This window comes from Bacillus sp. P4_D3 (assembly GCF_056401855.1).
The window spans coordinates 1-13,310 of sequence record NZ_JBFUIN010000071.1 but is presented as its reverse complement, the minus strand read 5'-3'; the positions used below and the strand labels follow the sequence as shown (position 1 = coordinate 13,310).

Genomic DNA, 13,310 nt, shown 5'->3' with positions numbered 1-13,310 from the left:
ATGTAGAACTAACTTCCCAACAATTTCATGAGCTTGACGGAACGGTAGTCCCTTGCTTGCTAAATAGTCAGCAATTTCTGTTGCGTTAGAGAAGTCTTGCGTCACAGCTTGCCCCATTTTTTCTTTGTTTACAGTCATCGTTTCAAGCATGCCTGCCATAATATGAAGGCATCCTTCTACTGTTTTCACTGTATCAAACATTCCTTCTTTATCTTCTTGTAAGTCTTTATTGTAAGCGAGCGGCAATCCTTTCATTACTGTAAGTAAGCTAAATAAATTGCCGTATACTCTGCCCGTTTTACCACGAATAAGTTCCGCCATGTCCGGATTTTTCTTTTGCGGCATAATACTGCTTCCAGTTGCGTATTGATCGCTCATCTCAATAAATTGAAATTCTTGACTACTCCATAAAATAAGTTCTTCGCAAAAGCGTGATAAGTGCATCATAAGCATAGATGAGTTACTTAAAAACTCCAGTATGAAATCACGATCGCTTACCGCATCTAAACTATTTTCATAGATTCCATTAAATCCAAGAAGTTCCGCACTATATTCTCGGTCAATCGGGAATGTTGTACCAGCTAGTGCTCCTGCTCCTAATGGTGAAATGTTAATACGCTTTAACGAATCTTCATAACGATTCACATCGCGCTCTAACATCCAAAAGTAAGCAAGAATATGATGAGCAAACGATATAGGCTGTGCGCGCTGCAAATGCGTATAACCAGGCATAATGGTTTCAATGTTATTTTCAGCTTGATGAACAAGAACAGTTTGCAATTGTTTTGTAGCTTTTATAATATCTTCTACTTTTTCTTTTAAATACAAATGCATATCTGTCGCTACTTGATCGTTACGGCTTCGGCCTGTATGAAGTTTCCCTCCTACTTCACCGATTCTTTCAATTAACATCTTTTCAATATTTAAATGAATATCCTCAGCTTCTACCGAGAAATTCAATTTATTTTCTTTCGCTTCCTCTAATAAATACTGAAGCCCTATCTTGATTTTCTCTGCTTCCTCTTTCGTAACGATGCCTTGCTTTGCTAACATCGTTACGTGTGCAATACTCCCTTTTATATCCTGGCTAACCAATTGCTTATCAAAGGAAATAGAAGCTCCGAATTCTTCTACCCATGCTTCCGCTTCTTCTGTAAAACGTCCGCCCCAAAGTTTGCTCACGCTTCCACCTTCTTTTGATTCACTTGACTGTATACTTTTGTAGGTAAACCGAATAATGAAATGAAACCAACTGCTGCATCATGATTAAATTCATCCTGGGCAGTATACGTTGCAAGTTTTTCATCATATAAAGAGTACTCAGATTTACGTCCTTCTACAATCGCATGACCTTTAAATAATTTCACACGTACTGTACCTGTTACATTTTTTTGCGTTTCTTGTAAGAAAGCATTGAGTGCTTGTTTTAAAGGTGAGAACCATAAACCGTTATAAATTAATTCTGTTAGTTTTTGCTCAATCATCGGTTTGAAATGAGCGACCTCTTTCACAAGTGTTAAATCTTCAAGTTCCTTATGCGCTGTTATTAATGTCATTGCCGCTGGGCATTCGTACACTTCACGAGATTTAATACCGACAAGGCGATTTTCTACATGATCGATACGTCCAACACCATGTTTTCCAGCTAGGGCATTTAACGTTTTAATTAATTCTGAAAGTGAATATGCAGTGCCGTTTAAAGTCGTCGGTACTCCTGCTTCAAATCCGATTTCTACAAACTCTGGTTTATTCGGTGTATCTTCTAATGCTAATGTCATCTCGTATGCATCTTCTGGCGGCGCTGCCCATGGATCTTCTAAAATTCCACATTCGTTGCTGCGTCCCCATAAGTTTTGATCGATTGAAAACGGGCTATCTAAATTAATTGGAATCGGTATATCATTTTCTTTTGCATATGCAATTTCTTCTTCACGTGACCATTTCCATTCACGTACAGGCGCAATAACTTCTAAATATGGATTCAACGCTTGAATAGAAACTTCAAAACGAACTTGGTCATTCCCTTTCCCTGTACATCCATGTGCAACTGCACTTGCACCTTCCTGCTCTGCAATTTCTACTAATTTTTTCGCAATAAGCGGACGAGATAATGCAGAGACAAGAGGATATTTCCCTTCGTATAACGTGTGAGCTTGCATCGCTATCAATGCATATTCATTCGCATATTCTTCTTGAACATCAATCATATATGATTTAATTGCTCCTACTGAAAGTGCTTTTTCTTTTACAAACGCTAAGTCTTTACCTTCCCCTAGATCTAAGCAAAGCGCGATAATATCATAATTCTTCTCTTGTAACCATTTAATTGCAACGGAAGTATCAAGACCTCCGGAATATGCTAATACAACTTTTTTCTTCTCCATTTTGCATCCCCCTAAAGAATAAATATTCATCTTTTCTTATAATAATCCAAACTTTATCACCTTTCATAAAATGAATCAAGGGGAATTTATAATTTTTTTCAAACAATTCCGTCGAACTTCTTTCTTTTTTTATGTAAAATAGAGGCARGAAACTGGAGGGGTGTCTATGAAAAAGTATTTTATATACAATGAACATCTAGGAATTGAAGTGCCGAACATACAAGAAAAATGGGAAGACATCTCTGAACAAGCGCAGCATTCTATTTTATTAAAATGGGAGCAAATTCGCGGAAAAATACCTGATCGTATACAAGAGCTTGAACATCATATTAATCAAAAACAACATTGTTTATATAACGAAGATAATTTCGAAATTTCCTGTAGGCTTAATTCAGAAATTGCCGATCTCGCTTCAATTATTAACGATCTTTGGCTTTGGTATCGTCTAATCCAAAACGTATCTGAGGGAAAAGCACACCAATGAAAAAAGCATGCCCCTCATTTACTTTGGGTCATGCTTTTTTATCGTAACAAGCTTTGCAATATATTTCTTGCGCCGTTTTTGCTAAACATACATCAAACGGGCCTACTAATATACTTCTTTCTTTCGGCAACTTCACAAAAGCAACAAGTTCTTCTTCATATTGAATCTTTTTCTCGCAAATTGCACATACTAATTCCTTTCTCTTGAACATATCTTTGAACATGATTCATCATCCCCTTTTATCTATTTATATTAATATAACCTCACAACAAGTAATCCTTGTAAAAAATGACACATCACAAATCATCTCGTTCATATACTAATGAAACGTATTTATGAATGAAAGGAGGCCTTTAATGTATGCGAGCTTTCATTATTATCGCTTTAACTTTTTTAAGTGTTATTAGTTGGGATGCATTTTTTAAAGATAAAAGTGACGAAAAAAATACAACTGAATAAACAGCTATCTTTTCTTACTTATTGGACAAACTTCTAAAAACTGCCCAATCCTACAAAATCACTTAGGCTTTTCTACAAAAATATTTAAAGATAACAATTTTTGTAGATTCCCTCCGGTTATTGTCGGTTTCCATCCGCATGCATTTTTTGAAAGTATGATATAATAATATAAATCTTGAAGGAAGGGATTTTGATATCATGATCGCTCGAAGGAGCATGTGGCATCGTATTGACGAATCATACACGTAGCGTATTTTTCAGCTCAGATACTTTAGTCTAGCGAAAAAAATACGAGAGTGGGGAAATTATGATTGCCCGAAGGATAATTTGGCAAAAAAAAGACTCTTCTTACACATAGCGTTTTGTTTAGGACTTAATTGTTACTAGCTAAACAAAACAAAGAAGAGCAGGATTGCTAAATGAAGAATTCTACTCCACGTTTTGTTTAGTCGCTTTAAGACTTAAACTAAAACGAAGGTAGGGAGAATTGATGGACGAGAGGATTATTCGTTATTTCTTCAGCGACATATAGCGTAGTTAGTTTTACGTAAACTAACTGAAAGCTACATGTGAGCTCGTAGTTAGTTTACAACACCAAAAGGACTACTAACTACGGAAAGAAGGAATAACGATGAGGAACATCCAAAGTCGACAAATTATTAAAGAAGTTTTTATGGTTTTAATCGGTTCATTTATTTTAGCAGCAGCGCTATATCACATTCACTTCCAAAACCACTTAACAGAAGGTGGCTTTGTAGGTATTGCACTATTTATCCAAAATTTTTATGATATTTCACCATCTATTTCAACTGTAGTAATGGATATCCCTATTATTTTACTATGTGCTTCATTTTTAGGTAGAAAAATGGTTGGCTATTCATTCTTAGGTTCACTTTCATTCGGAGTATTTTATTCCCTTATGGAAAATTATTCTCCTTTTACGGTAGATTTATCAAATAATTTATTTGTAGCTGCAGTAGTTGGCGGTGCGTTAGCTGGTATTGGACTCGGTTTTATATTGCGATTTGGCGGTGCAACCGGTGGAGACGATATTTTAACAATTATATTAAGTAAACGAACTCGGTTTACAATTGGGCAAATTTTCTTCGTCTTTGACGCGATTGTTCTTGCGCTTTCATTATATTATTTAAATTGGACAGAAATTGCTTTTACTATTCTTTCGATTGCCGTACAGGCAAAAACATTGGATTTAATTTACTATCCAAAAACAGAAAAGAAAGCAGCAAAGCAACCCGTTTCTATTCCAATTTCCAAAAAACATGCGACAAACTAAAAAGCGAAAGGCTTCGGCCTCTCGCTTTTTTTCATGCTCTCTTTTCTTTTTCTAATATGTAGCGTACTTGATAAAACTTATTTGCAAATTCAGTAACATTCCTCGTTAAGCGATAGTTCACTGTAGATCCAATTGCCATTCCAAGTACAGGAATGCCTTGGAATAATTTGCGACGAAGAGCATAAATCGAAAATGTCTTCAAAATTTGTTTTAACACAACCTCAGTAGAAGCTGGCTTTAACACCTCTTCGTCTCCTTCATAAAAGAATGAATCTTCTTGCTCAAGTTCTCTCAGTAAATTGTACCATGCATATTGCTGAAGTCTCGCCGGCAATAATGCTGCATGGAATACCTTTAACGCAAGCATCATTTCATACGGCTTGTTCACATCATGCCCAAATGATGTCGCAATAAGTTGTACAGCCTTCACATTTAATGCAATCATAACCGGAAAATCAGCCGTTAATAATAATAGACCGCCAGCACCTGTTGCTCCGCCTTGTACGAATGAATATAGACGATGACGTGCTGTTTGCTGCTCTGCTATGTATGTTAATTGATCAATAGATAACGCCTTCAAATCTTCAAGTTGCTCAATGGATTCATCAAATAATCTCGACGTTCCTAAAATACGATTACGTGCATCTAACTGTGATTGTGAACTTTGAATAAGTGCATGCAAATGAAAGAGCCATCCATCTGCTTTCGTAAAAAAGTCTTTTCGTTTTTTCTCAGGTAGTTTTGCAGCTGTAGTATGTAACCACTTATCAAACATCTTTTGAAAATCGGTCGCTTCTTGCTCTACTAATTGCCCTTCCCACTCTTTTATATTTTCTAAAATGGCTTGTTCTCGCTTCGATCGCATCGCAACAACCACCTCGTTCGATTTTTTTCTATTGTATCATATTTGCAAATATGCTTGTACATGGCATGTTCTTTATTTACAGCCTAAGTCCAAACATCTATCCGAATATATGTTATCAATTTCTACTTAGCTACACTATAATCATCCTTATACAAAACAAATAAGGAGCGATTATACATATGTATCCACGTGCAAAAGCTTTTGGCATTGCTATACATCAAGAGCGACTTCTCGTACAAGAATATCGTACAGGCGACGAAACATATTATCGTCCTCTTGGCGGTTCAATTGAACTTGGTGAGAAATCAGCAGATACCATTATTCGAGAATTTAAAGAAGAGCTTCATGCAGAAATAGAAGTTACCGATTATTTAGGATGCTTAGAAAATATTTTTTATTCGGGTGAGGAAATTGGTCATGAAATCATTCAACTATATTCTTTACGCTTATTAGACACATCACTATATGAAATAGAGATACTGAATATAAAAGATGAACAAACAGCCTCATATGCAAAATGGATTCCCCTCACTGCATTCATTCAAAAGGAAAAAATACTATATCCAGATCGAATTTTAAAATATATACAAAAAAAAGACGAAATCCTTTAGGATTTCGTCTTTTTCATGCATATATTAACCAATATCTCCAAGACGTAATACGTCACGAGCAATCATAACTTCTTCGTCAGTTGGAATTACGATAATTTTTACTGGAGAGTGTGGGAAGCTGATGAATGCTTCTTCACCGAATACGTTATTGCGTTTTACGTCGAAGTATACACCCATGTACTCAAGGCCTTCTAATACGCGCTCACGAATAACTGCACTGTTTTCACCTACACCAGCTGTAAAGATGATAGCGTCAACGCCTTTCATACGAGCTGTGTAAGAACCGATGTATTTATGGATACGGCTTACGAACACGTCAAGTGCTACTTTCGCACGGTGGTCGCCTTCTTCTTCTTTCGCAATGATGTCACGTAGGTCACTAGAGTAACCAGTAAGACCTAACATACCACTCTTCTTGTTTAATACGCTAACTACTTCTTCTACAGTTTGGCCTGTTTTTTCCATGATGTATGGAATTAACGCAGGGTCAATGTTACCAGAACGTGTACCCATTGTTACACCAGCAAGTGGAGTGAAGCCCATAGAAGTATCGATAGACTTACCGCCTTCTACTGCTGCGATACTTGCACCGTTACCTAAGTGACAAGAAAGTAGGCTTAAGCCTTCAATTGGACGACCTAATAATTCAGCCGCACGCTCAGTTACGTATTTATGAGAAGTTCCGTGGAAACCGTATTTACGGATGCCAAATTTCTCATAGTACTCATATGGTAAGCTGTATAGGAATGCAGATTCCGGCATTGTTTGGTGGAATGCTGTATCGAATACTGCTACTGCTGGTACGTTTGGTAGTACTTCTTGGAATGATTTAATACCAACAAGGTTTGCTGGGTTGTGAAGTGGTGCTAAATCGCTTAAGTCTTCGATATCAGCTAATACTTCATCATTAATTAAAACAGAATCAGCAAATTTTTCGCCGCCGTGTACAACACGGTGACCGATACCGCCAATTTCATCAAGAGATTTTACGATTCCGTTTTCAGTTAATTTCTTAAGAAGCATGTTAACTGCTACTGCATGATCTGGGATGTTTGTAATTTCTTTTTGTTTTTCGCCATTTACAGTAATTGTGAAGACACTATCTTCTAAACCGATACGTTCTACTAAACCTTTTGTTAATACTGTTTCACTTGGCATTTCAAATAATTGGAACTTTAAGGAAGAGCTTCCTGCGTTAATCGCGATGATTTTTGACATCTAGTCTTTCGCCCCTTTTTCTCTTGGTAGTTGTGTGGATCATTCCACAAACCGCTCGATTTTATCTAATTAAATTCACTCATTATGAAAACGTTTCATCATTAGTAAATTTTATACTCACGATTTTAATTTAAACATCGTCCGACATATATTTCAAGTGAAAAAATTGTAACACCAAGAAAAAAAATATATTACAGATTTCAAAAAGATTCAGTTAAATCTTGTATATATTAAAAAATATTCCATATTTTATACAACTGTACTACATTATTTACTAACCCTGTTACATATATCTGGCATTACTTATGTGTTGCAAACCACGTATTTAGTTGCTCCATCATGTTCTCCATAGCCTTCATGTTGGAGAATTTAGGTAATTCCACTAATAGTGCCTGTTTCGGCATTATTACATCCTGGCCTTTCTTTTGGAGAACAAATATACTTTTTGCATTTTTCTCGTTTTTAAACATGGAAACAGGTAGCTGTAACAATCCCTGAATAAAGCATGTTTCTTTAATGAATGCATGTAGCTTTGGCGCTTGATCACTTTCAAAAATGAAGTTTGGTACTAAGAAGAATAAATACCCGCCTTCTTTCGTATGTTTCACACTTTGTTCAATAAATAAGTGATGCGCATATGACATTCCTTCATCTGCTTTTAATGTATATTCACTTGCACCGATTTCATTTGGATAGTAACCAATTGGCAAATCTGAAACAACTGCATCAACTGGATCAATATAAAGTGGCGCTAGTCCATCTTGATGGAAGAATTCGATTGCATGCTTTTGTAAATTCGCATTTACTAAAGCAAGTTTAATTAGCACTTCATCCACTTCTACACCAAATCCACTCATTGCTAGTTCTTCTTTGGCGCTATTAAACACTGTAGTCATTAAGTTACCCGTTCCAATTGCAGGGTCTAAAACTGTAATTTCTTTTTGACCTTGCATAAATTTATGGAATAAGTAGCTCACGAACATTCCAACTGCATCTGGCGTCATTTCATGATTCGCTTGCACGCCTTCTTTCATTCCTTTTAAAATGGCTAGCTGAAATGCTTTACGAATTTCTTCCCCTTTATATGTTTCTTCATTAAACGTACTATATTCACGATTCAACCTTTCAATTGTTGATTCGGATAATTCCTCTTGTAAAATCGCTCCCTCAAACAAGTTATCACCTGTTTCTACAAGCGCCTCTAAATATGTTACATCTAATTCTTTACGTAAAACTACCGTAGAAGAATCAAAAATAGAAAATAATGTTTCTACTGCCTGACTCACGTACATTCCTCCTTCTCTCTTTTACACATAACTTATATCATACCACAAAGTGATTTTTTCCAAAAAGAAAAAGCGACCTCCTGTAAAGAGCTCCCTTTTAAGTTATATATGATATAACGTTTTTTCTCATATATTGGTACCATTGAGCAGCAATATATGAGAAAAAACGACCTCTTTATAAGAGGTCATTTCCTTCACATTATTACTTCGCAGATTTAGCTGCTTCTAATGCTGCTTCATAGTTTGGATGGCTTGTACCTTCGCCTACGTATTCTGCGTAAACTACTTTGTCATTGCTATCTACTACGAATACTGCACGAGCAAGTAAACGAAGTTCTTTCATTACTAAGCCGTAAGCTTCACCGAATGAAAGGTCACGGTGATCAGAAAGTGTTACAACATTTTCTAAACCGTTTGCTGCACACCAGCGTTTTTGAGCGAATGGTAAATCAGCGCTAATTGTTAATACTTTCGCGTTTTCAATACCTGCTGCATCTTCGTTAAAACGACGAGTTTGTGCATCACATACACCTGTGTCGATTGAAGGTACAACACTAATTAATTTCACTTCACCTTTGTATGTTTCTAAACTTACTGGAGATAAGTCATTTGCTAATACTTGGAAGTTAGGCGCTTGATCGCCAACTTTAACTTCTGTTCCAACTAAAGTCATTGGGTTACCTTTAAAAGTTACATTTGCCACTTAAAAATCCTCCCTTATTTTAAACAAAATATGTACAATGTAAATGATAGTTTGTCCCTATCGATAATGCAAATAAAATCGCTTTATTTACAAAAAAATTAAAGAAGCTAATCCACTGATCAGCTTCTTTATTCGTTAAATTTGAAATTCAGGATCATCTTCTTTTCGTTTATCCATCATTTCTTTCACTTTATCAACAGCTTGTGGCGCTAATTCAATTATTTTATCGATGACGTGTGTTTGCTTATCTAAGTGTAATACTTTCACACCTTCTCCATTTATAACAAGAAAGGCAACAGGATTAATAGAAACTCCTCCACCACTTCCCCCGCCAAATGGATGACGGCCTGAATGTTCTACTTTACCAAATTCACTTCCACCAGCAGCAAATCCAAAACTGACTTTCGAAACGGTAAGAATTACACTTCCATCTGCCGCTTTAATTGGGTCACCAACAATTGTATTTACATCAGTCATTTGTTTTAAATGCTGCATTGCAGTTGTCATTAAACCTTGAATTGGATGGTCCACTTTATATCCCCCCTATGATTGAACTGATTTTTCGTTCGTACCAGATCTTTGTCTTCTCATAAACGTGAGTAATTTGATACCCGTTTTTATAGCACGAAATATACGAAAAGATGCTGTTAACTCACACCTTGATGCAAATCCTTTCCCTTGAAAAACAGGGGTAATTTCAAATTCTGGTACGTCGACAATATGCATATATTGTCCTACAACTCCAGCAGCCATTCCTTTTGTCCCCCATGCATACCCAGTGACAATTCCAGTACTAGCCGCATCRCCTGCTCCAATTTGTGAATGCCACTTCCAACTATTGATTTTCACTCGTTTGAGAAAATCTTTAACAATAGTATGAACTTCTTGAAGCTTTTTTATCRGTTCTCCAATGCTATCAAGTTGTGCCATAATTTTATTATCTATTCCGCCATCTTTCTCAGCTTTTTCGATTTTCTGCCCCGTTTTTTTCTGCTGTTTTTCAATTCTTTCCAATACATCAAACGTATATCGAATCATCCATATTTTCACTTGAAATAAACACTGTTTTTCCATTTCTGAATATAAAAACGTCACCTTAAGCGATATTTTCGATAATAGTATTAGCAAAATAAAAAGTAGAAGAATTATCATTCCAATTACGAGCCATTTCATTCGTACCATCCTTTCACTCCATACCCATTATCGACAAGTTTATTCATCATTAAACAACCTTTGATAAAATTGAATATAAAAATTTTTCTAAAAATAAAAAGGGATTTTGACATTTCATATCGAAATATACTATTTGAGCATATTATTCAGAATGAAATCTGATGATATGCAGCACTAAAACTAGAAAATTTAACTGCAGTGGAGGGATACATAATGGCAAATCGTCGCAATTTATTTTTCTTTTATGGTGATGACAAAGTAACACTCGTTGAAAAAATGAAACCAGTATATCGTATTTTAGAGGAGAATGGATTTACCATATTAGATCATCCAAAAAATGCAAACGCTATCGTCAGTGTTGGAAATGATGGAACTTTCTTACAAGCCGTTCGTAAAACTGGCTTTAGAGAAGATTGCTTATACGCAGGTATTTCTACGAAAGATGAAATTTCTTTCTACTGCGATTTCCACATCGATCACATTGATACAGCCCTTCAAGAAATTACAAAAAACGAAATTGAAGTGCGAAAATATCCAACAATTAAAGTAGATGTAGATCACGGTACATCTTTCCATTGTTTAAATGAATTTTCATTACGCTCTAGCATCATTAAAACATTTGTCGTAGATGTACACGTCGACAATTTACATTTTGAAACATTTAGAGGTGATGGATTAGTTATCTCCACACCAACAGGAAGTACCGCTTACAATAAATCATTACATGGTGCCGTTGTCGATCCACTTATCCCATGTTTCCAAGTAAGCGAACTAGCATCTTTAAATAACAACACATACCGTACACTCGGATCACCGTTTCTTTTAAATCACGAGCGTACGTTAACTTTAACACTTAGACCAGATGGCAATGATTACCCTGTTATCGGAATGGATAACGAAGCACTTAGCATTAAACAAGTGGAGAAAGCCGTTGTTCGTTTAAGCGATAAACAAATTAAAACTGTTAAATTAAAAAACAATTCCTTCTGGGAAAAAGTACAGAGAACGTTTTTATAGTAATAAAATAACCGTCGAATTATGGGATTTCCATAATTCGACGGTTATTTATTTCCCCCGATTGGTGTGGGCAGCCATCTCTTACTATGCAGTCGCCATTATTGTCAGCTTTTGTCGGTAAATCGATATATTTTAAAAATCGCTGATATATTTTGAATTGCGGTCGATATATTTCAATAATCGCTGATATATTTCGAGTTGCGGTCGATATATTCCGAAAATCGCTGATATATTTTCACACATCTTTTCTATAAACAATCTCCCCATCAATGACGGTCATTTCTGCCTGTACTTCTTTTATTTCTTCCGCCTCAATTTCAAAAACATTACGGTCTAATATCGTAAAGTCTGCTTCATATCCTTTTGTAATTTGCCCTCGATTTGCTTCTTTTCCAATTGCATACGCACTTCCTGTTGTAAATAAAGAAACCGCCTCATATACCGTTAATCTTTCTTCTGGCATATAGCATACGCCGTCAATAAAGCTTCTACGTGTAACAGCACTATATATACCTAAAAACGGATTCACTTGTTCAATTGGAGCATCAGATCCACCGTTGCAGTGCAATCCTGCGCCAAGTAATGTCTTCCAAGCGTACGCGTAACGAAGACGATGCTTTCCTAGTTTTTCAATAACTGACGGAAAATCCGATGAAACAAAGACGGGCTGAATATCAATAATTGCTTGCAAACTCTTCATTCTTTCAATTAATTCTTCACGGGCAAGCTGGCAATGAATAATGCGGTCACGTAATCCTTCTGCTGGTGGATATAATTCAAGCGCATCAATGACATATTCTAGTGATAAATCACCGATTGTATGAATCGCAACTGGCATATGTAAATCACGTGCTTTCTTCACTAACCCTGCAAGCTCTTCACGTGAGAAAATCGCAACTCCATTCGTTTCCTGCGCATCTTCATACGGCTCACTTAATAAAGCTGTTCTTCCGCCAAAAGAACCGTCAGAAAAAATCTTCATCGCCCCAAATTCAATATAGTGCTCATTTTCATATTCTTTTCGCTCATTCGCTACTTCATGATGAACGAGCAAATGTGCTTTAAATGGCATTTCTTTTATAACGTGTGAAAACGCATTGTACGTTTTTTCAAAGCCGCCATAATAATTTAAGTCTTCCGTGTGCCCGCCAACTAATCCGTATTGCCAGCAGTCTGAAATCGCTGTTTGCAGAGCCCTTTGCAAATACACTCCATCTATTTCAGGCTGAACATGTTTAATTAACTCTTGTCCTTGCTCATATAAAAGTCCTGTTAATTTATTTGATGAGTCACGACCAATTTTTCCGCCCTTTGGATCTTGCGTCGCTTCTGTTATGTTCGCTTCTTGCAATATGTATGAATTCACCCATGTCACGTGACGACAAACGCGCTTTAATAAAATCGGATGTTCTTTAGAAATCTCATCTAAATCACGTATATGAACATGTTTTGTATCTGTAAAATTATTTTCATTCCATCCTTCTCCGATAATCCAAGAGCCTTTTGGTGCTTCTTCTACTCGATTCTGAACAAGGGTAAGCACTTCGCTATAAGATTTGCAATTTGATAGATCTAGACGAAGTAACCTCTCCCCATGCCCAATAAGGTGCATATGGCTATCAACAAGCCCTGGAATCATCGTTTTCCCTTGTAAGTCACACGACCTCACTTCCGAATATCGATTTTCTAATTCATCTTTATTCCCCACATCAACAATGATGCCATTTTCAACGTAAACGGCGTCCACTTTTTCATTCTCTTCTCGCATCGTATAAATGCTTCCGCCATGCCAAATTTCTCCCATATACTCATCCCC

Annotated in this window: 14 protein-coding genes; 4 read left to right on the top strand and 10 right to left on the bottom strand. The window is 36.3% G+C overall.

The window, feature by feature from the left end; translation table 11 throughout:
• Both argH and AC1DTM_RS11275 read right to left on the bottom strand, forming a co-directional pair.
• Window positions 1-1,182 (bottom strand): argininosuccinate lyase (argH, locus tag AC1DTM_RS11280; protein WP_477000235.1); only part of this gene is annotated, 1,182 nt, incomplete at its 3' end.
• Window positions 1,179-2,384: an argininosuccinate synthase gene (locus tag AC1DTM_RS11275; protein WP_002164979.1), complete on the bottom strand. Its 1,206-nt coding sequence runs from the start codon at window positions 2,382-2,384 to the stop codon at window positions 1,179-1,181. The genes AC1DTM_RS11275 and argH, both read right to left, overlap by 4 nt.
• Window positions 2,385-2,550: 166 nt before the next feature.
• Between AC1DTM_RS11275 and AC1DTM_RS11270 the strand changes: the two genes are divergently transcribed.
• Entirely contained in the window at window positions 2,551-2,868 is a 318-nt protein-coding gene (locus AC1DTM_RS11270; protein WP_016106344.1) for a hypothetical protein, read from the top strand.
• 28 nt (window positions 2,869-2,896) lie between these two features.
• On the opposite strand, the gene AC1DTM_RS11265 is transcribed toward AC1DTM_RS11270, so the two are convergent.
• A complete protein-coding gene (locus AC1DTM_RS11265) occupies window positions 2,897-3,091 on the bottom strand; it encodes a hypothetical protein (RefSeq protein WP_002112246.1) in 195 nt (64 codons plus the stop codon).
• 867 nt (window positions 3,092-3,958) lie between these two features.
• Between AC1DTM_RS11265 and AC1DTM_RS11260 the strand changes: the two genes are divergently transcribed.
• A complete protein-coding gene (locus AC1DTM_RS11260) occupies window positions 3,959-4,621 on the top strand; it encodes a YitT family protein (RefSeq protein WP_002015542.1) in 663 nt (220 codons plus the stop codon).
• A gap of 31 nt (window positions 4,622-4,652) precedes the next feature.
• Here AC1DTM_RS11260 and AC1DTM_RS11255 read toward each other — a convergent pair whose 3' ends face one another.
• Complete coding sequence (locus AC1DTM_RS11255) at window positions 4,653-5,486, bottom strand: EcsC family protein (RefSeq protein ID WP_016106345.1); 834 nt, start codon at window positions 5,484-5,486, stop codon at window positions 4,653-4,655.
• A 179-nt stretch (window positions 5,487-5,665) separates the two neighbouring features.
• Here AC1DTM_RS11255 and AC1DTM_RS11250 point away from each other — a divergent pair, with 179 nt between their 5' ends.
• Window positions 5,666-6,097, top strand: coding sequence for an NUDIX hydrolase (locus AC1DTM_RS11250; protein ID WP_016106346.1), 432 nt, complete (start codon window positions 5,666-5,668; stop codon window positions 6,095-6,097).
• 24 nt (window positions 6,098-6,121) lie between these two features.
• Here AC1DTM_RS11250 and ackA read toward each other — a convergent pair whose 3' ends face one another.
• The 5 genes from ackA to AC1DTM_RS11225 all read right to left on the bottom strand — a co-directional run bounded on the left by ackA (window position 6,122) and on the right by AC1DTM_RS11225 (window position 10,486).
• The gene (gene ackA / locus AC1DTM_RS11245; protein ID WP_002160234.1) at window positions 6,122-7,315 is read right to left on the bottom strand and encodes an acetate kinase; all 1,194 of its coding nucleotides are present in this window, start codon (window positions 7,313-7,315) and stop codon (window positions 6,122-6,124) included.
• Window positions 7,316-7,614: 299 nt separating this feature from the next.
• A complete protein-coding gene (locus AC1DTM_RS11240) occupies window positions 7,615-8,601 on the bottom strand; it encodes a class I SAM-dependent methyltransferase (protein ID WP_002112255.1) in 987 nt (328 codons plus the stop codon).
• A gap of 202 nt (window positions 8,602-8,803) precedes the next feature.
• A complete protein-coding gene (gene tpx, locus AC1DTM_RS11235) occupies window positions 8,804-9,304 on the bottom strand; it encodes a thiol peroxidase (protein WP_002015549.1) in 501 nt (166 codons plus the stop codon).
• Between the two features lie 135 nt (window positions 9,305-9,439).
• Window positions 9,440-9,835, bottom strand: a complete 396-nt coding sequence (gene ytfJ / locus AC1DTM_RS11230) for a GerW family sporulation protein (RefSeq protein WP_000350005.1) — start codon at window positions 9,833-9,835, stop codon at window positions 9,440-9,442.
• A 12-nt stretch (window positions 9,836-9,847) separates the two neighbouring features.
• Window positions 9,848-10,486, bottom strand: a complete 639-nt coding sequence (locus AC1DTM_RS11225; RefSeq protein WP_477000234.1) for a DUF2953 domain-containing protein — start codon at window positions 10,484-10,486, stop codon at window positions 9,848-9,850.
• A gap of 204 nt (window positions 10,487-10,690) precedes the next feature.
• On the opposite strand from AC1DTM_RS11225, the gene AC1DTM_RS11220 reads away from it, so the two are divergent.
• Window positions 10,691-11,494: an NAD kinase gene (locus AC1DTM_RS11220; protein WP_016106348.1), complete on the top strand. Its 804-nt coding sequence runs from the start codon at window positions 10,691-10,693 to the stop codon at window positions 11,492-11,494.
• A 235-nt stretch (window positions 11,495-11,729) separates the two neighbouring features.
• On the opposite strand, the gene AC1DTM_RS11215 is transcribed toward AC1DTM_RS11220, so the two are convergent.
• Entirely contained in the window at window positions 11,730-13,298 is a 1,569-nt protein-coding gene (locus AC1DTM_RS11215) for an amidohydrolase (protein ID WP_016106349.1), read from the bottom strand.
• Window positions 13,299-13,310 lie beyond the last annotated feature (12 nt).